Raw genomic sequence first — 18,405 nt, 5'->3', positions numbered from 1 at the left:
AATGTACTATTTTGGACAAATTTATTAAATGATGTGTTTACGTTCAAAGGGAGAGGGAAAATGTTTTAAATATAATAAAAAGTTGAAACAAGTAGGATTATAATGGAAAATAATAATTTTTTGCGGAAAAAATCAGAAATTTTAAAAGAAACTATTAATTAATATTAATTGTCCAGATATGTTAGTATGAAAAAAACTTATATGACGTCCGAAGTTTGATGTCAAATATTACAAAATGAAAAGGTTTTCAAAACTAAAAAAGAAGGTGCACATAAATGGATTTCGTATGGGGAATCATAGGTATTCTGGGAATCGTACTGATTGCCATCGGGTTATCTAATAACCGTAAAGCAATTCAATGGAGAATTATTATTTCAGGATTAGTTGTCCAACTGATTTTTGCATTTATCGTATTGAAGTGGTCTTTCGGCCGCGAGAAGCTTATGCAACTTTCAGAAGGTGTTCAGAAGCTGATTGGTTATGCCAATGAGGGGATTAACTTCGTATTCGGCGGTTTAGCAAATCCGGATAATGTTGGTTTTGTATTCGCGATGAGTGTATTAACTATTATTATTTTCTTCTCATCTTTAATCTCTGTGCTTTACTACTTAGGTATTATGCAATTTATCATTAAGATTATTGGTGGTTTCTTATCAAAAGTATTAGGTACAACAAAAGCGGAATCGGTAAATGCTGCTGCCAATATTTTCGTTGGACAAACAGAAGCACCGCTTGTAATTCGTCCATTTTTAAATAAAATGACGAAATCGCAAATGTTCGCTGTTATGACAGGTGGACTTGCATCGGTTTCAGGTTCGGTCTTAATCGGTTATTCAGTATTAGGTGTTCCTCTTGAATACCTACTGGCGGCTAGTTTCATGGCTGCTCCAGCAGGATTGGTTATGGCGAAATTAATGATTCCTGAAACAGAAGAAGTAAATGAAGATGACTTTAAATTAGAACGTAATTCTGAAGCGACAAACGTTATTGATGCAGCTGCATCAGGTGCATCTGACGGTTTGAAATTAGCTGTAAACGTTGGTGCAATGCTATTAAGTTTCATCGCATTAATTGCGTTATTAAATGGTATTTTAGGTGGCATTACAGGATTATTCGGTTTTGATAATGTAACGCTTGAAGGTTTATTGGGCTATGTCTTTGCGCCATTAGCATTTTTAATTGGTGTTCCTTGGGATGAAGCAGTACGTGCAGGTTCATTTATCGGTCAAAAATTAATTTTAAATGAATTTGTTGCATATTCTAACTTTGGTCCGGTTATCGGCGAACTTTCTGACAAAACAGCCATTATCATTTCGTTTGCACTTTGTGGTTTTGCAAACTTAAGTTCAATGGGTATTTTAATCGGTGGTTTAGGTGGTATGGCACCGGATAAACGTCCAATCATTGCAAAACTTGCGATTAAAGCAGTAGCTGCAGGAACATTGGCATCTTTATTATCAGCTGCAATTGCTGGTATGTTTATATAATATCTTTCAAAGACTGTGCTAAAAATTTAGCGCAGTCTTTTTTTAGTACGTAATTTCTGCTGCAAGCTTCTCCAGTTCAGAACGATTTGTCAGTACATATCCGCGGTTTTGCTTCGTAATATAGCCGGCTTCGCTGAATTGTGCAAGGACAAATAGCAAGTGGCGATAGGATACCCCTAAATATTCACATACTTCTGTATGCTTTTCTTTATAGAATTGCTGATCCGACGATAGTAAAATGAATGAGGCTAACCGGTTCTCCAATGGATAGGCCTGATTTTGCGTATATTTTGCTGTTGCTGTCGTTGCTTTATGACTTAAAAAAATACAGAGCATTTTCAGAAAAACAGGATCTGCCAATAATTTTTCTTTCACTTCCTGGATCGATATCGCAAAGCAAATTGACTTGGATAAAGTCTGAATGCCTTTTGAGTAACGTTCAGCATTTAATAATTCCATTTCCCCCATAAATGTAGGCGCTGTAATAAAATCAATGAGCGAAATTTTACCGTTTTTATGGGTAATATACAATTTAGCTTTTCCCTCAACCATGTAATACAAATAATCGGGGAATGAATGCTCATGAAAAATAAATTCGCCTTTATCGAATTCATACACGTGGATAAATGGAACAATATCAAACGAAAAATACTGGGAAATCGGGTATTGTTCGATATATTTGAGACTTTCATCTATTGGTAACTTTCTCAAAGTATAAAGCAACTCCTTCCAATAAAATATGAGATTTCTCACATTATTGTAGTATTTCTCGTGTTAATATTCAAATTAATAAAAACGAAAAAGGATGAAGACAATGAATAATCAGCGCTGGCTCGCGAAAAATTTCTTTATGTTCTTTATTACATGGGGGATTTTTCTTCCATATTGGACAGGTTGGCTTATCAACGATAAAGGGCTTACGGTATCAGAAGCAAGCATTATAATGGGCTTTGGGCTAGTTGCACGGGCTGCCTCAACGATGTTTATCTTCCCGTTTGTGTCAAAAGTAATGAGCAACAAAAATGTGCTGATCTTTTTTACGGCAAGTTCATTAATTGTGACACTGCTGTACATACCGATTAATTCATTTGCCGGCTTATTTTTAATGACATTGCTGTTCAGTGCTTTTTACCCGGCATTGTTACCGGCTGTTGAGAGCAGTGCCTCCACACTAATGCAACATGGATCCATCCATTACGGGAGAGCCCGTTCTTTCGGGTCGTTCGGATTTGTCGTCGCAGTATTAATCATCAGTATGATCAGCGGAATGTACGGGGAGCGAATGATTTTATGGATGATGATTTTAGGTTTAACGTCATTACTCATTATTCAGTTCATGCCTGCGCCTCGAGTATTAAATATCGTGACGGTTAAAGAGGAGCGAAAAACGCTCTCCATGAAGGGTCTCTTTGAAGTAAAGAGCTTTATCATCGTATTGTTTGTCGTCATTCTGCTTCAGGGGGCGCATGCATCGTACTATAACTACGGATATATTTATCTGCAGGATCTGAATGTCAATCCGTTTTATATCGGAATGATTTTAAATGTTGCAGTAATTTTTGAAGTTCTTTATTTTTATAAGGCCGATACAATTTTAACAAAATGGAAGCCGTCTTCTTTATTGCTTATCGCGGCAATTGGTTCGACCGTTCGATGGATACTTGTATATGCATTTCCGAATATGCCGATGTTTATCTTCTCTCAGGCACTTCATGCACTGTCGTTTGCGATGGCACATTATGCCTTTATACGCTATATTTCCAAAGCTTTACCGCAGGAGCAGATTCCAAATGCACAAGGGATCTATTCAGCACTAGCGATGAGTTTAAGTGCAGCGGTTCTAACATTATTAGGTGGTGCACTTTATGAAATCGAGCCAGGTTTGGCGTTCTTAGGAATGATTATATGTACAGTACCTGCAATCCTTTTAATTTTACTGACGAAAAAACGTTTCAATTATTAAGGAATGCCGATTGACAGCGCGATGTCTATTTTTTATAATGAAGAGCATAATAAAATGAAAACGATGATGGAACAAGTACGTATGGACTTCGTGAGCAGAAAGAGATTTCCCGGCTGAAAAAATCTCCCCGAATAAATACTGAAAGCTACTCCAGAGTGCAGCTAATCCCTGCCGTCTGCTTACGTTACAAGCACTTGAGATATAATGCATAGCGCATTATAAATTAGGGTGGTACCACGAGATAATAGTCTTCGTCCCTTTACCGGGATGAGGGCTTTTTTTGTTTTCTTCAGCGAATTATTAATATAACCGGTGAAAGAATCAATTATTTACGTGCAGCTGTTATTAAGATGTACCAAAACTCATCGACTTCAACAAAAATTAGGAGGAAAAAAATCATGACAACAAAAATTATGACAGGTTCTGAAATTCGTCGTCTTTATTTGAATTTCTTTAAAGAAAAAGGGCATCATATTGAACCATCAGCACCATTAGTTCCAATCAATGACCCATCACTATTATGGATCAACTCGGGAGTAGCTACATTAAAACCATATTTTGACGGACGTATCATTCCGGATAACCCGCGCATTACGAACGCACAAAAATCAATTCGTACAAACGATATCGAAAATGTAGGGAAAACAGCGCGTCACCATACATTCTTTGAAATGTTAGGGAACTTCTCAATCGGGGATTACTTTAAAAAAGAATCAATTCATTACGCTTGGGAATTTTTAACGGATCCAAAATGGATGGGCTTCGATCCTGAAAAGTTATCGGTAACAATCCACCCTGAAGACCAGGAAGCATATGACGTATGGCACAATGAAATCGGAGTGCCAAAAGAGCGTCTAATCCGACTTGAAGGCAACTTCTGGGATATCGGTGAAGGTCCATCTGGTCCAAACTCTGAAATCTTCTATGACCGCGGTGAAGAGTACGGTGTTGGTGCGCCGGCGGAAGAAATGTATACAGGCGGGGAAAACGAACGTTATCTTGAAATTTGGAACCTTGTATTTTCTCAATTCAACCACAATCCGGATGGCACATATACACCACTTCCAAAGCAAAATATCGATACAGGTATGGGGCTTGAACGTATCGTTTCTGTAGTACAAAATGTACCGACAAACTTTGATACAGATCTTTTCATGCCAATCATCGAAAAAACAGAAACGTTTGCAAACCGTACGTACAAACGTCCGCATGAAGTGGATTTAAATGAAATTTTCGGATCAACTGAAGATGTGAATACTCCATTCAAAGTAATTGCCGACCATATCCGTACAGTAGCGTTTGCTATCGGTGACGGTGCATTACCATCAAATGAAGGCCGTGGCTATGTATTACGCCGTTTATTACGTCGTGCTGTCCGCTATGCGAAAAAAATCGGCATCGAAAAGCCGTTCATGTTCGAATTAGTGCCGACTGTCGGAGAGATTATGGAAGATTTCTATCCGCAAGTAAAAGAGAAGGAAGCATTTATTCAACGTGTTATCAAAAATGAAGAAGTGCGTTTCCATGAAACACTTGATGGCGGTTTAGCAATTTTCAATGAAGTAGCAGAAAACCAAAAAGCTAAAGGTGAAACAGTGATTCCTGGTGCTGACGCATTCAGACTATATGATACATTCGGTTTCCCGATTGAGTTAACGGAAGAATATGCTGAAGAAGTTGGCATGACAGTTGACCATGAAGGTTTTGAAGCTTCTATGGAGCAACAGCGTGAACGTGCACGTAATGCACGTGCTGATGTGGATTCAATGCAAGTGCAAAACGAAGTGCTTTCAAACTTAACTCAGCAATCGACATTTATTTATGATGCATTTGAAGCTTCTGCAAAAGTTGCTGCAATTGTTGTCAATGGACAAGAAACGTCAACTGCTTCTGAAGGTGAAGAAGCGTTAGTTATTCTAACTGAAACACCGTTCTATGCTGAAATGGGTGGACAAATTGCCGATACAGGTATCATTCAAGCAGACGGATTTACGGCGATCGTAAAAGATGTTCAAAAAGCACCAAATGGTCAGCCACTGCACACAGTAGTAGTGGAATCAGGTGAAATGAACGTCGGCGATGCAGCTACAGCAAAAGTAGATGAAGCAAAACGTAAATTGATCCTTAAAAACCATACAGCAACACACTTAATGCACCGTGCCTTAAAAGACGTATTAGGTGACCATGTAGCACAAGCGGGATCTTATGTAGGTCCAGACCGTTTACGCTTTGACTTCTCTCATTTTGGTGCTGCAACGAAAGAAGAGCTTGCACAAGTTGAGCGTGCAGTGAACGAAAAAATTTGGGAAGATATCGAAGTTGTTATTCAGGAAATGGATATCGATTCTGCAAAAGCGATGGGCGCAATGGCATTGTTCGGTGAAAAATATGGTGATGTTGTCCGGGTTGTAGCCGTTTCAGATTACTCGATTGAACTTTGCGGTGGACTGCATGTCAGCCGTTCATCTGAAATCGGTATTTTCAAAATCGTATCCGAAAGCGGAATCGGTGCAGGTACACGCCGTATCGAGGCTGTTACAGGTAAGGCGGCATATGAAGCGATTAAAGAGGAAGAAGCTATCTTAAATGAAGCAGCCGGCCTTTTAAAAGCGAATGCTAAAGATGTAGCAACTCGTGTGGCAACACTTCAAGCGGACTACAAAGAACTGCAACGCGAAAATGATTCATTGTCTCAAAAAATTGCAAATGCACAAGCGGGTGCTGTATTGGATGCTGCCCAAAAAATCGGTGATGTAACAGTACTTGCAACGCGTGTAGAAGCAAAAGACAACAATCAATTACGCCAAATGATGGATGATTTAAAAGAAAAAATGGAATCAGCTGTTATTGTTCTTGGTGCAGTCGATGGCGAGAAAGTCATGCTGTGTGCAGGTGTGACGAAAGATATCGTAGGTGGAAACTATCACGCCGGGAACATCGTGAAGCAAGTTGCTGAAGCTTGCGGCGGTAAAGGCGGCGGTCGTCCGGATATGGCAATGGCTGGTGCAAAAGATGCTGCAAAACTTGAAGAAGCATTAAATGCTGTTTACGAACATGTAAAATCTTTCTAAACATCTAAAATTTACTACTGGCATATTTGAAGTGCTTACAGGAATAAGTTATAATGATATAAATGGAGATGGAAGAGTGTGCTTCATCTCCTCATTGCTGAAAGCGAGGTGCTGGTCTTGAGTTCTTTCGATAAAACAATGAAATTCAGTTTTCCAGAAGAATCCATGGAACAAGAAGTAAAGCAAGTGATGCTGAAGGTGTATACGGCTTTAGAGGAAAAAGGGTATAATCCAACAAATCAAATTGTAGGGTATTTATTATCTGGCGACCCGGCATACATCCCTCGCCACCAGGACGCACGTAATTTAATCCGCAAGCTTGAACGTGACGAGATTTTAGAAGAACTCGTTAGATTTTATATTAGAAAGAATACTGAGGCGGATAAATGAAAATTATGGGTTTAGACGTCGGCTCGAAAACAGTCGGCGTTGCAATTAGTGATGCGCTAGGGTGGACAGCGCAAGGTATCGAGACGGTTAAAATCAATGAAGCGGTAGGCGAATTTGGTATTGAGCGTATTAAAGAGCTTGTGAAGGAACACAATGTAACTGAATTTGTTGTAGGCTACCCAAAAAACATGAATAATACAATCGGCCCTCGAGGTGAAGCTTCCGAAAGTTACAAGAAGTTGCTGGAAGATACATTCGGTTTTCCTGTTAAGCTTTGGGACGAGCGTATGACAACGATGGCTGCTGAGCGTATGCTGATCGAGGCAGACGTAAGCCGTAAAAAAAGAAAGCAAGTTATTGATAAAATGGCTGCTGTCATGATTTTACAAGGCTATTTAGATAGTAAAAACTAAAGTTGCTCCATATAAGGCTTTTTTGTACTTATCCGAAAAGGCTTTATGTATAATGAATTGAGCAGCAACAGGCACCAATGCCTAAATATTATGAAGAGGTGACGATCATGTCAGAACAACAAAATCACATTACAGTAGTCGATGAAAACGGCAACGAACAACTTTGCGAAATTTTACACACTTTCGATTCAGAAGAGTTCGGTAAATCATACGTATTATATTCTTTAGTAGGTGCAGAAGAAGATGAAGATGGCGCAGTTGAAATCTTTGCCTCTGCATTCGTTCCTGCTGAAAATGGTGAAGATGGCGAATTAACGCCAATCGAAACAGAAGCAGAATGGGATTTAATCGAAGAAGTATTAAACCAGATCGAAGACGAATTAGGCGAAGAAGAATAATTCATTTGACACGATAAAAACAGAGCAGGTGATTTGCCTGCTCTGTTTTATTCATTCAACGGGAGGCAACAGTATGGAAGAAAATATTTTTATTTTACAAAAAGAAGACGGCGGAGAGCAGCAATGCCGCGTTGTATTTACATTTGATTCGGAAGAGCATTCTTATGTTTTATTCTCGTTAATCGGTGATGAAGAAGCAGGTATTTCTGCACTTCGCTATGTACTCGATGAAAACGGCGAAATGAGCGGCTTTTCGGATATTGAAACTGATGATGAATGGGCAATGGTTGAAGAAGTAATGAATACCGTTCTTGCTGAATTTGGCTCCGATCAGACAAATTATTTCACAATCACAAATGAAGATGATGAAGAAATTATGTGCCAAATATTACACCGCTTCGAAAACAACGGCAAAAATTATCTGTTCTATGCAATTATGGAAGAAGATGAGCCTGTATTGGAGGAAGTATATGCATCAGCCTACATCGCTGGTGATAACGGTGAAGTAGCGGACTTGCTTCCTATCGAAACAGACGAAGAGTGGGAAATGGTAGAACAAGCTTTAAACTCACTAGCACAAAACTAATTGCAAGGACCTTACTGACGATATAATACGACAGTAAGGTTTTTTATTGTTCAATAATAGACAAAAACGAACATTTTATTTTATAAAACGTCGCAAATAGTGAGAAATTACATACCTTTCGTGGCTCTATATTGTGTCGAAAGAGATTTTTATGTATCATTATGGAAGAGAAAAAGGGGGGACTCCCGTGCTAGACGAAAATAAGAAGCAAGAAATGTTCAATAAGATGAAAGAGCGTAAAGGAGAAGTTAAAACGGTGCGTAAAATTGTGGGAATCATCGCGCTTGTCGCTCTTCTTATTATTGCCATTGTCGGTTTCGCAGGATACAACTACGTGACATCGGCATTAAAACCAATGGACCCGGAGTCGAATGAACAAGTTGAAGTCGAAATTCCGATGGGCTCAGGGATTACCTTAATATCAACTATTCTAGAAGATAAGGGTATTGTAAAGAATGCAAAGATTTTTAAATATTATACTAAATTTAAAAATGAATCGGAATTCCAAGCCGGCAGTTATTCTTTAACGAAATCCATGACACTTGACGAAATTATTGAAAGTTTAAAGACAGGGCGAGTATATCGTGAGCCTGTATTTACAATGACGGTGCCAGAAGGATTAACACTCGAGCAAGTAGCTGATGTTGTACAGAAAAATACTTCGCACAAAGCAGAGGACTTTATGAAAAAAGTGACGGATGCTGCTTATGTGGAGCAATTGATCACTGAATATCCTGATCTATTATCAGAAGATATCTTAAAGGAAAATATACGTCATCCGTTGGAAGGCTATTTATATCCTGCAACCTATCCGTTCTTTGAGGATAACCCATCGATTGAGGAAATTATCGGTACAATGCTAACTGCGATGAATACAATTGTTTCTGAATATACGCCAATATTGGAAGAACGTAATACATCGGTTCATGAATTGCTGACATTTGCTTCATTGCTTGAAGAAGAGGCAACTGCGCAAACGGACCGTGAAACAATTGCGAGTGTATTCTATAACCGTATCGAAATTGATATGCCTTTACAGACAGACCCAACAGTACTGTATGCATTAGGATCGCATAAGGACCGTGTACTGTATGAGGATCTGGAAGTAGACAATCCGTATAATACGTACCAAAATGTCGGATTGCCGCCTGGACCAATCGCAGGAGCCGGCAAGACATCAATCGAAGCGGCGCTGAACCCTTCGCAAACTGATTATTTATACTTCCTGGCAGATAAAGATGGCACAAACCATTTTGCCAAAACGTATGATGAGCACTTAGCGAACATCGAAAAGTATTTACGTTAAGAAAGATAAGTTGTAGAAAAGGAATCGAATGGCTTGAAATTTCCGTTTTAAGACGGAATTCATTAAATTGTTCGCATTCCTTTTCTTTTCATGCTATTATAAATTGTGATTTTTTGTCCTTATATAACAATTTTGTAGGCGCAAACAACTTCGTTTCGTCTTTTTTCTTGTGAAAGAAAGATGTGCGCAAACAACCAGGTAAAGGGAGAATGACAAATGGAATTATCAGACGCTTATATTGCTTCCTTCATTCCTGAACGTGATGAATTATTAATGGAAATGGAACGCTTCGCAGAACAGAATCATGTCCCGATCATGCAGCTGGCGGGGATTGAGTCATTGAATCAAATTTTACGTATTCAAAATCCAAAATCAATTTTAGAAATTGGCACGGCAATTGGCTATTCTGCGATACGAATGGCGCAAGCGCTGCCACAAAGTCATATTGTGACGATAGAACGCGATGTATCGCGAGTTCAGTATGCCAAGGAATTCATTGCAAGGTCAGAGGTGGCAAACCGCATACAAGTAATTGAGGGCGATGCGTTAGAGGTAGACATGGAAACACTTCCTACTACTTTTGATGCTGTTTTTATTGATGCGGCAAAAGGGCAATACATGAAGTTTTTCGAAAAGTACGCATCACTCGTTCCTTCGGGTGGCGTTTTATACATCGATAATATGTATATGCACGGACTATCGGATTTAGATATAAAAGAAGTACCTAGAAGAAAAAGAACGATGATCCGCAACTTAAAAACATTTTCAGACTGGATCATGGCACATCCGGATTATTCGAGTGCCTTTTTCCCTGTCGGTGATGGTTTGTTAATTTGTTTGAAGAGGTGATTAGTGTGAAAAAACCAGAATTATTAGTAACACCACAATCTATTGAGCATATTACAGCACTACTTGAGGCGGGTGCAGATGCTTTTGTGATCGGTGAACAGAAATTTGGCTTGCGCTTAGCTGGAGATTTTACAGTAGCACAGGTAGAAGAAGCAACTAAGCTGATTCATGCTGCAGGTAAAAAAGTTTATGTAGCGGTCAATGCATTATTCCATAACGATCGTTTAGACGCATTGGATGACTATTTAGTGCAGATGCAACGTATTGGTGTAGATGCATTATTGTTTGGGGACCCTGCAGTCATTATTGCTGTACGTGAAAACAATGTAACGATACCGTTGCATTGGAATCCGGAAACGACGGCAACAAACTTCTTCCAAGTGAACTATTGGGGTGAACGCGGAAGTAAGCGTGCAGTACTGGCTCGTGAACTTTCAGTCGATGAAGTGATTGAAATAAAAGAAAATACAAAGCATGAAATCGAAGTGCAAGTACATGGAATGACGTGTATGTTCCAATCTAAGCGTTCACTTTTAGGAAACTATTTCTTGTACCGTGATGAAGCGATGGAAATCGAAAATCGTAAAGAAAACAAAAATATGTTCCTTCACGATAAAGAGCGTAAAAATAAATATCCGATCTATGAGGATATGAACGGTACACATATTTTCTCACCGAATGATATGTGCATTATCGAAGAGTTAAATGAGCTGTTTGAGGCAGGTATCGATTCATTGAAAATTGATGGTGTTCTTCAAACGTTTGATTATACGGTAACGGTTACAAAACTTTACCGTCAAGCAATTGATGTGTATTTCGATCAAGGCGAAGATGCGTACGATGACATTAAATCCGAGTTATTCGAGCAAATCGAAGCGATTCAGCCAGCGTTACGTCCACTGGATACTGGCTTCATCTACAAGGAAACAGTTTACTAGGAAGGAGAACGAACGCAGTATGCTACAATTAATTCAAAATGAAAAAATCCGTCAAACAGTTAACGGAAAAACAGTAATTACGAAAAAACCGGAGCTTTTGGCGCCAGCTGGAAGTCTTGAAAAGTTAAAAGTAGCTGTCCATTACGGTGCTGATGCAGTATTTATCGGTGGTCAGGAATTTGGTTTACGTTCAAACGCAGGTAACTTCACAATTGAAGAAATGAAGGAAGGCGTTGAATTTGCAAACAAATACGGAGCCGTTGTCTATGTCACAACAAATATTTTCGCGCATAATGAAAATATGGATGGTTTGGAAGAATACTTGCAGGCAATCGAAGGCGCAGGCGTAAAAGGGATTATCGTTGCAGACCCGTTAATCATTGAAACATGTAAAAAGTGTGCACCATCTCTGGAAATCCATCTTTCTACACAACAGTCACTATCCAACTGGAAAGCGGTAAAGTACTGGAAAGAAGAAGGTTTGGAACGTGTTGTATTGGCACGTGAAGTAGGCGGAGAAGAAATGCGTAAAATGAAAGAAGAGGTAGACATTGAAATCGAGGCATTCGTGCACGGTGCAATGTGTATCGCTTATTCAGGACGCTGTACACTTTCAAACCATATGACGGCCCGTGACTCAAACCGTGGCGGTTGCTGTCAGTCTTGCCGTTGGGATTATGATTTATATGAAAATAACGACGGTGAAGAAGTAGCATTGTTTAACGAAGGTGAAGCACCGTTTGCAATGAGCCCGAAAGACTTGAAATTAATCGAATCCATTCCTCACATGATTGAGCTGGGGATTGATTCATTGAAAGTCGAAGGCCGCATGAAGTCTATTCACTATATTGCAACAGTTATTTCCGTTTATCGTAAAGTAATTGATGCATACTGTGCAGATCCGGAGAACTTTACATTCGAAAAAGAATGGCTGGAAGAATTGGCGCGCTGTGCAAACCGTGCAACTGCTTCGTCATTCTTTGAAGGTGAGCCAAGCTATAAACAACAGATGTTTGGTTTCCATTCACATAAAATGAAGTGGGATTTTGCCGGATTTGTGATGGATTATGATGCCGAAACGCAAATGGTCACATTGGAACAGCGTAACTATTTCAAGACAGGCGATACGGTTGAATTTTTCGGCCCGAATATGGATACATTCAAAATGACGGTTGGCCAGCTTTGGGATGAAAAAGGCAATGAACTTGATGTTGCCCGCCACCCACTACAAATCGTTAAATTTAAAGTTGATCGCTCATTATCACATTTTGATATGATGCGAAAGGAGAATAATTAAATGTCAAACCGTCCAGTTGTAATCGGAATTGCCGGTGGATCATGCTCAGGTAAAACGAGTGTGACACGTTCTATATACGATGTGTTCCGTGAACATTCAGTAGTTGTTATCGAACAGGATTATTATTATAAGGATCAAAGCCATATGACGTTTGAACAGCGTCTGGAAACGAACTATGATCATCCGCTTGCATTTGACAATGATCTACTGATCGAGCATATCCATAGTTTACTTGCCTACAAATCAGTGGAAAAACCGGTCTATGATTATGTGCAGCATACACGTTCAGACGAGGTAATTCATGTAGAACCGAAAGAGGTAATCATTGTCGAAGGAATTTTAGTGCTGGAGGACGAGCGTCTGCGTGATTTAATGGATATTAAATTATTCGTGGATACAGACTCTGACTTACGTATTATCCGACGCATTCAACGTGATATTAAAGAGCGTGGCCGTACAGCTGATTCGGTAATCGAACAGTATTTAACAGCAGTGCGTCCAATGCACAATATGTTTATCGAACCGACTAAGCGATACGCTGATGTCATCATCCCTGAAGGCGGGGAAAATAACGTTGCAATTGACTTAATGGTAACGAAAATAAAAACAATTCTTGAAACTGAATCGAACTTGTAATATGATGATGTAGTATTTACATTAATTACATTTTAAATTGATAGAACAACATAAATAATTAATCATAAAATTCGGCTGCCCGTATTACGGTGTAAACTTCTTCTAAAAGAAGGGATTTACACATACCGTAAACTAGTAGCCGGGTTTTCTGTTATTTATGAACAAAATACGTGAGAATAACTTTTAAATTTATCCGTATTTTTTTAGAAATAGAAATAGAAAACGCCAAAAGTAAACGTTTTCAAGTTAATATTAAGGAGTGGGAATAATGTCAAATGAAAAACAATATCCAATGACACTTGATGGAAAACAAAAATTAGAAGAAGAATTAAACACATTAAAGACAGTAAAGCGTCCGGAAGTAGTAGAGCGTATCAAAATAGCTCGCAGCTTCGGTGACCTATCTGAAAACTCTGAGTATGATTCAGCAAAAGAAGAGCAAGGATTTGTGGAAGGTCGTATTTCATTGATCGAGCAAATGCTGCGCAATGCTGTCATTATTACAGAAGATGAAACATCAAATACAATCTCTTTAGGGAAAACTGTTACATTTGATGAGCTGATCAATGGTAAACGTGCAAACTTTGAAGAATCTTACACAATTGTTGGTTCTGCTGAAGCAGATCCGATGGAAGGTAAAATTTCAAATGACTCTCCGATTGCGAAAGCATTAATGGGCAAGCATGTAGATGATGTTGTTAAACTGACAACACCAGGCGGAGAAATGGAAGTAATTATTTTAGAAGTAAAATAATTTTAGGAGCAGTTAGCATCGATTGCTAGCTGCTTTTATTATGTTGATAAATTTGGAAGAGCTTCCAATGTTCGATTTTCGTGCAACCATTGCGGTTCTAATGCTAAAATAGGTGTGCATAGGAGGAATTGAAATGGACCGAAAAAGACGATTTCAAACACGACAACAGTATGCTGAACAAAAGACAAAACAGACGAAATTTCAAAAAGCGGATAAAAGATTAAATTATTTAATCGCTATTGTCGCTGTGTTAATTGTGGCAACATTAATTTTTATAATTACTCAAGAGCCAGAGCCGAAAAACGAGGCAGAGCAGGAAGATTCAGCTGAAGAAGTAGCAACGGATGTCCAGGATGAAGATACTGGACAAGAATCGGAAGAAAATGAAACAGAAACTAATGTACCGGAAGAAGTAGAAGAGGAAGATACCGCTTCGGATGAATCCGAACAGCCAACTTCCGAATCTGGTGAAATCGTAAGTCCTTCCGACGATCCGTCAGTAAAAGAAGTCATTACAAATCCGAATTGGCCGGCCTATCCGACGGCACAAACAGGTAATCATGTGTCGACATATGAAAAAGGACATATTGATTATGAAGAAAAACTAAAAGCAATTTTTAGTGTGATTGATTTACAGCAGGAAAACAGTATTGTACTGCGCGTGAATAATAATGGCAGTGCGGAAAGTGCAATTGCCGTTGTCACATCGATGGACAAAGAACAAAAATATCGAGTGAGTATAGAATGGGTTGACAATGAAGGCTGGAAACCGGTCCAAGTGGAAGTTTTATCGACATTGGAAGGTTCCCGGTAAAAAATAGTTAGCAAGATTAATTGGAGGAATAAATAAATGACTATAGCAGTAATCGGTGCAATGGAGCAGGAAGTGGAGTTATTACGCGGTGCTCTGCAAAATACGAAAACAGAAACAATTGCAAACAGTGAATACACAACAGGTACATATGAAGGCAAAGAAGTTGTACTGTTAAAAAGCGGTATCGGTAAAGTAAACGCGGCAATGTCTACGACGATCCTATTGGAAAAGTATAATCCGAAAGTTGTCATCAATACAGGATCTGCAGGCGGTTTTGATGCTGCATTAAAGGTTGGGGATATCGTTATTTCGGATGAAGTACGTCACCATGATGTGGATGTTACGGCTTTTGGCTATGAAATCGGTCAAATGGCAGGAATGCCGGCCGCATATAAATCGGACGAAAAATTAATGGAAGTTGCGAAACAGGCTGTTGAAGAAGTGGGAGAGCATAATTACAGTGTCGGTCTTATTTGTTCGGGCGATGTATTTATGAGCAACCCTGAGCGTGTCGAGGCAGTGCGAAAAGATTTCCCTACAATGAAGGCCGTTGAAATGGAAGCGGCTGCTGTAGCGCAAGTATGCCACCAATTCAACACACCATTTGTTGTAATTCGTGCACTATCAGACATTGCAGGACAAGAATCGAGCATGTCATTTGACGAGTTTTTACCTGTTGCAGCGAAACACTCAACAGAAATCGTATTAAGCGCAATTACAAAATTATAATTCAAATCACCATAGAAATGGGGGTGGGACAAAACCCGCCTCAAAATCAAAAGCCGTTCAAATTTTACGATGAGTAAAGTTTGAACGGCTTTATTATTATGTGTCTACTATGTAGTCGTTGTTCTCCGTTACGGCGGACGCTTTCCTGGGGGCACGGCTCGAGCCTGTAGTCTCTCCCACGTGCTTGTCCCCTGGGAGTCGCCGCCTTCACTCCGAACAACTAATTTTTCTTCTATATCAAGTAAATCTCTGCATAATTTCAGGCATGAAAAAAGGACATTCTCTGTTAAAATTTAAGTATCCTACAACCAAATTTCAAACGAAAGAAGTGTCCCTATGTTTAAAGATTATAACATGAATCAAATTATATTACCGCTAGATTTAGAAGTAAAGTTACATAAAAATGATATTGCCTTTTCTATCCATCATTTGGTCGAAAGCATTCCGAACGAAGCTTTCGCTCCTTTTATTCACCATACTGGTTGTCCATCATATCATCCACGTATGATGCTAAAGCTGATTTTATGCGGTTACACACAATCCACTTTTTCAGGAAGAAAAATAGAGGATCTGACAAGAGACAGTATCCGTATGATGTGGCTTGCCCAAGGATATGAACCAAGTTATCGCACTATTAACCGTTTTCGTGTACATCCCAATATGAAGGAACTCATTCGCCAATGTTTTGTACAATTTCGTTGTCAGCTAGTTGAAGAAAAACTCATCGATCAAGAAGCGATTTTTATCGATGGCACAAAGATTGAGGCAAATGCCAATAAGTTCACATTTGTTTGGAAAAAATCAGTGGAAAAACATCATACCAACCTCGTAGAAAAATCAAATAAACTTTACGATGAGTTATTGGAACATCAAATTATTCCTGAAATCAAACGTGAAAGTGATGAGCAGTTATCAATAGAAGAGTTAACTCAAGTAGCACATCACCTAGAAGAAGTAGTCGACGACTATACAAGCAAAATAGAACATTCTGAAGATGTCATTGAGCGAAAAAGATTACGTAGCGAACGAAAAACACCAAAGCAAATCCTCAAACAAGTATATGATTGGATTATAAGAAAACAGAAATATGAAAAGGATTTTGAAGTGTTTGGTACACGCAATAGTTATTCAAAGACAGATCACGAAGCAACATTCATGCGGATGAAAGATGACTATATGCAAAACGGTCAATTGAAGCCAGGTTATAATGTACAAATCGCTACTGAAGGTCAATACACACTCGCTTATGATGTATTTCCAAATCCAACAGACACGAAAACACTTATTCCATTTCTTAATCAAATTGAAGAAAATTATTTTGAGTTACCAAAACATATTGTAGCGGATGCCGGATACGGCAGTGAACAGAATTACCATGATATTCTTAACAAACGCAAACGAACTCCACTCATTACATTTAATCAATACTTGAACGAACAGAAGCGAAAATATAAAAATGACCCTTTTAAGACAAGTAATTGGGTGTATGAGAAAGAAAACGATGTCTACATTTGTCCAAATGAAAAGAGATTAAGATTCCAAAACAATTCTGTTCGTACGGATAAAGCAGGTTTCCAACGAGAATTTAAAATCTATGAGTGTGAGGAATGTACAGGATGTCCTTTCCGTACAAAATGTACGAAAGCTGCGGAAGGGAAAAACCGTAGACTCATGATTAACGAGAATTGGGAACAACAAAAAGAAGAAGTAAGAGCGAAGCTTTCAGAAGAAAAAACGGCTGCCATTTATCGTCGACGTAAAATTGACGTGGAACCAGTTTTTGGATTCTTGAAGGCTAATTTGTGTTTCCGCCGATTTTCAGTTCGTGGAAAATCGAAGGTTACTAACGAAATAGGCTTGGCATTAATGGCCACAAATTTAAGGAAATATGCGGTAAGAGGATAACACCTCTTCCAATATTTTCTTTATAAAACGCAAAAAGAGAAATTGCATTGTGCAATTTCTCTTTTTGCGTGAACTGGAACTAATTCTGTCCCAGCCCCATTTTACTTTTGGGATGTGGAGAACAGGTTTACCTTTCTAACTGGCTTATTCTTTCTCGCCATGCTTAAACTGCTGATATAGCTTAATAAGTGCCCGTTTTTCAATGCGTGAAACATAGCTGCGTGAAATATTGAGCCTCTTGGCAATTTCTTTTTGGGTATGCGGATCAAAGTTTTGAAGTCCATAACGGTAGGAAATAATTTCGAGCTCTCGTGGATCTAAAGTATCCAAATAGCGATACAGCTGGGCAAAATCCTCCTGTCGTTCGATTTTTTCAATTGTTGAAGGTTCGTCAAGCTGCAGCAAATCACGGATTTGAAGAGACTGCCCATCTTTATCGACACCAATCGGCTCAAATAAAGAAACATCTTTTTGCACTTTTTTTTGTGCACGGAGATGCATCAGAATTTCATTTTCGATACATCGGGCGGCATAAGTGGCAAGACGGGTCTTTTTTTCTGGTGTGAAGCTGCTGACGGCTTTCATCAGACCGATCGTGCCAATTGAGATATAATCATCAAGTAAATCATGAGAGGGGTGGAATTTCTTAACAACGTGCGCAACTAAACGCATATTTCGCTCGATTAATTCAATACGAGCACTTTCATCCCCCTTGATAAAACGATTGATGACTTCTTCTTCTTCCTCGCGTGATAACGGTTTATAAAACGTCTGCCCTTTTAAATAGCCTAATAATGCGGGAAGCTCAAGCCAAAGTTGAACCAAAGCTGTTACGAAACCGCTCAAGCAATTAACATCCTTTCATCTTT

General features: G+C 39.0%; 18 protein-coding genes. 16 read left to right on the top strand and 2 right to left on the bottom strand.

Annotated features, from left to right (window positions below):
* Positions 1–275 precede the first annotated feature (275 nt).
* Positions 276–1,487, top strand: a complete 1,212-nt coding sequence (locus tag MKY51_RS11390; protein WP_339172134.1) for a NupC/NupG family nucleoside CNT transporter — start codon at positions 276–278, stop codon at positions 1,485–1,487.
* A gap of 42 nt (positions 1,488–1,529) precedes the next feature.
* Here the strand turns inward: MKY51_RS11390 and yeiL are convergent, their stop codons facing one another.
* A complete protein-coding gene (gene yeiL, locus MKY51_RS11385) occupies positions 1,530–2,198 on the bottom strand; it encodes a transcriptional regulator YeiL (protein WP_339172132.1) in 669 nt (222 codons plus the stop codon).
* A gap of 103 nt (positions 2,199–2,301) precedes the next feature.
* On the opposite strand from yeiL, the gene MKY51_RS11380 reads away from it, so the two are divergent.
* The 15 genes from MKY51_RS11380 to MKY51_RS11310 all read left to right on the top strand — a co-directional run bounded on the left by MKY51_RS11380 (position 2,302) and on the right by MKY51_RS11310 (position 17,536).
* A complete protein-coding gene (locus MKY51_RS11380; protein WP_339172131.1) occupies positions 2,302–3,450 on the top strand; it encodes an MFS transporter in 1,149 nt (382 codons plus the stop codon).
* A gap of 398 nt (positions 3,451–3,848) precedes the next feature.
* Positions 3,849–6,521 carry an alanine--tRNA ligase gene (alaS, locus tag MKY51_RS11375; RefSeq protein WP_339172130.1) on the top strand — a complete coding sequence of 891 codons (2,673 nt, stop codon included), beginning with the start codon at positions 3,849–3,851 and terminating at the stop codon, positions 6,519–6,521.
* 117 nt (positions 6,522–6,638) lie between these two features.
* A complete protein-coding gene (locus tag MKY51_RS11370; protein ID WP_014823361.1) occupies positions 6,639–6,911 on the top strand; it encodes an IreB family regulatory phosphoprotein in 273 nt (90 codons plus the stop codon).
* The gene (gene ruvX / locus MKY51_RS11365; protein WP_339172127.1) at positions 6,908–7,324 is read left to right on the top strand and encodes a Holliday junction resolvase RuvX; all 417 of its coding nucleotides are present in this window, start codon (positions 6,908–6,910) and stop codon (positions 7,322–7,324) included. The genes MKY51_RS11370 and ruvX overlap by 4 nt, the downstream gene beginning before the upstream one ends.
* A gap of 107 nt (positions 7,325–7,431) precedes the next feature.
* The gene (locus MKY51_RS11360) at positions 7,432–7,722 is read left to right on the top strand and encodes a DUF1292 domain-containing protein (RefSeq protein ID WP_014823362.1); all 291 of its coding nucleotides are present in this window, start codon (positions 7,432–7,434) and stop codon (positions 7,720–7,722) included.
* Between the two features lie 73 nt (positions 7,723–7,795).
* Entirely contained in the window at positions 7,796–8,308 is a 513-nt protein-coding gene (locus tag MKY51_RS11355; RefSeq protein WP_339172124.1) for a DUF1292 domain-containing protein, read from the top strand.
* Positions 8,309–8,495: 187 nt separating this feature from the next.
* Positions 8,496–9,614 carry an endolytic transglycosylase MltG gene (mltG, locus tag MKY51_RS11350; protein ID WP_339172122.1) on the top strand — a complete coding sequence of 373 codons (1,119 nt, stop codon included), beginning with the start codon at positions 8,496–8,498 and terminating at the stop codon, positions 9,612–9,614.
* Positions 9,615–9,830: 216 nt separating this feature from the next.
* A complete protein-coding gene (locus MKY51_RS11345) occupies positions 9,831–10,463 on the top strand; it encodes an O-methyltransferase (RefSeq protein WP_339172120.1) in 633 nt (210 codons plus the stop codon).
* A 5-nt stretch (positions 10,464–10,468) separates the two neighbouring features.
* On the top strand, positions 10,469–11,401 hold the full coding sequence (locus MKY51_RS11340; RefSeq protein WP_339172118.1) for a peptidase U32 family protein: 933 nt from the start codon (positions 10,469–10,471) through the stop codon (positions 11,399–11,401).
* 19 nt (positions 11,402–11,420) lie between these two features.
* A complete protein-coding gene (locus tag MKY51_RS11335) occupies positions 11,421–12,698 on the top strand; it encodes a U32 family peptidase (protein WP_339172115.1) in 1,278 nt (425 codons plus the stop codon).
* Complete coding sequence (gene udk / locus MKY51_RS11330) at positions 12,699–13,334, top strand: uridine kinase (RefSeq protein WP_339172113.1); 636 nt, start codon at positions 12,699–12,701, stop codon at positions 13,332–13,334. It begins immediately after the preceding gene.
* 268 nt (positions 13,335–13,602) lie between these two features.
* Positions 13,603–14,088 carry a transcription elongation factor GreA gene (gene greA / locus MKY51_RS11325; protein WP_339172111.1) on the top strand — a complete coding sequence of 162 codons (486 nt, stop codon included), beginning with the start codon at positions 13,603–13,605 and terminating at the stop codon, positions 14,086–14,088.
* A gap of 133 nt (positions 14,089–14,221) precedes the next feature.
* Positions 14,222–14,902, top strand: a complete 681-nt coding sequence (locus tag MKY51_RS11320) for a YrrS family protein (protein ID WP_339172109.1) — start codon at positions 14,222–14,224, stop codon at positions 14,900–14,902.
* Positions 14,903–14,938: 36 nt separating this feature from the next.
* Positions 14,939–15,631 carry a 5'-methylthioadenosine/S-adenosylhomocysteine nucleosidase gene (mtnN, locus tag MKY51_RS11315; protein ID WP_339172106.1) on the top strand — a complete coding sequence of 231 codons (693 nt, stop codon included), beginning with the start codon at positions 14,939–14,941 and terminating at the stop codon, positions 15,629–15,631.
* Positions 15,632–15,967: 336 nt separating this feature from the next.
* On the top strand, positions 15,968–17,536 hold the full coding sequence (locus MKY51_RS11310; protein ID WP_339172104.1) for an IS1182 family transposase: 1,569 nt from the start codon (positions 15,968–15,970) through the stop codon (positions 17,534–17,536).
* 144 nt (positions 17,537–17,680) lie between these two features.
* Here the strand turns inward: MKY51_RS11310 and sigK are convergent, their stop codons facing one another.
* Positions 17,681–18,382 carry an RNA polymerase sporulation sigma factor SigK gene (gene sigK / locus MKY51_RS11305; RefSeq protein WP_339172101.1) on the bottom strand — a complete coding sequence of 234 codons (702 nt, stop codon included), beginning with the start codon at positions 18,380–18,382 and terminating at the stop codon, positions 17,681–17,683.
* Positions 18,383–18,405: the final 23 nt, after the last annotated feature.

The sequence above is a fragment of the Solibacillus sp. FSL R5-0691 genome (assembly GCF_037974225.1).
In the GTDB taxonomy this organism is placed as follows: domain Bacteria; phylum Bacillota; class Bacilli; order Bacillales_A; family Planococcaceae; genus Solibacillus.
The sequence above is the reverse complement of the archived record's forward strand: the minus strand, read 5'-3'. Positions and strand labels throughout refer to the sequence as shown.

Bases quoted from the DNA above. Each gene is read 5' to 3' on its own strand.
- greA (WP_339172111.1), top strand. From the start codon at position 13,603: ATGTCAAATGAAAAACAATATCCAATGACACTTGATGGAAAACAAAAA.
- mtnN (WP_339172106.1), top strand. From the start codon at position 14,939: ATGACTATAGCAGTAATCGGTGCAATGGAGCAGGAAGTGGAGTTATTA.
- MKY51_RS11320 (WP_339172109.1), top strand. From the start codon at position 14,222: ATGGACCGAAAAAGACGATTTCAAACACGACAACAGTATGCTGAACAA.
- alaS (WP_339172130.1), top strand. From the start codon at position 3,849: ATGACAACAAAAATTATGACAGGTTCTGAAATTCGTCGTCTTTATTTG.
- ruvX (WP_339172127.1), top strand. From the start codon at position 6,908: ATGAAAATTATGGGTTTAGACGTCGGCTCGAAAACAGTCGGCGTTGCA.
- MKY51_RS11335 (WP_339172115.1), top strand. From the start codon at position 11,421: ATGCTACAATTAATTCAAAATGAAAAAATCCGTCAAACAGTTAACGGA.
- udk (WP_339172113.1), top strand. From the start codon at position 12,699: ATGTCAAACCGTCCAGTTGTAATCGGAATTGCCGGTGGATCATGCTCA.
- MKY51_RS11360 (WP_014823362.1), top strand. From the start codon at position 7,432: ATGTCAGAACAACAAAATCACATTACAGTAGTCGATGAAAACGGCAAC.
- MKY51_RS11355 (WP_339172124.1), top strand. From the start codon at position 7,796: ATGGAAGAAAATATTTTTATTTTACAAAAAGAAGACGGCGGAGAGCAG.
- MKY51_RS11310 (WP_339172104.1), top strand. From the start codon at position 15,968: ATGTTTAAAGATTATAACATGAATCAAATTATATTACCGCTAGATTTA.
- MKY51_RS11390 (WP_339172134.1), top strand. From the start codon at position 276: ATGGATTTCGTATGGGGAATCATAGGTATTCTGGGAATCGTACTGATT.
- MKY51_RS11345 (WP_339172120.1), top strand. From the start codon at position 9,831: ATGGAATTATCAGACGCTTATATTGCTTCCTTCATTCCTGAACGTGAT.
- MKY51_RS11380 (WP_339172131.1), top strand. From the start codon at position 2,302: ATGAATAATCAGCGCTGGCTCGCGAAAAATTTCTTTATGTTCTTTATT.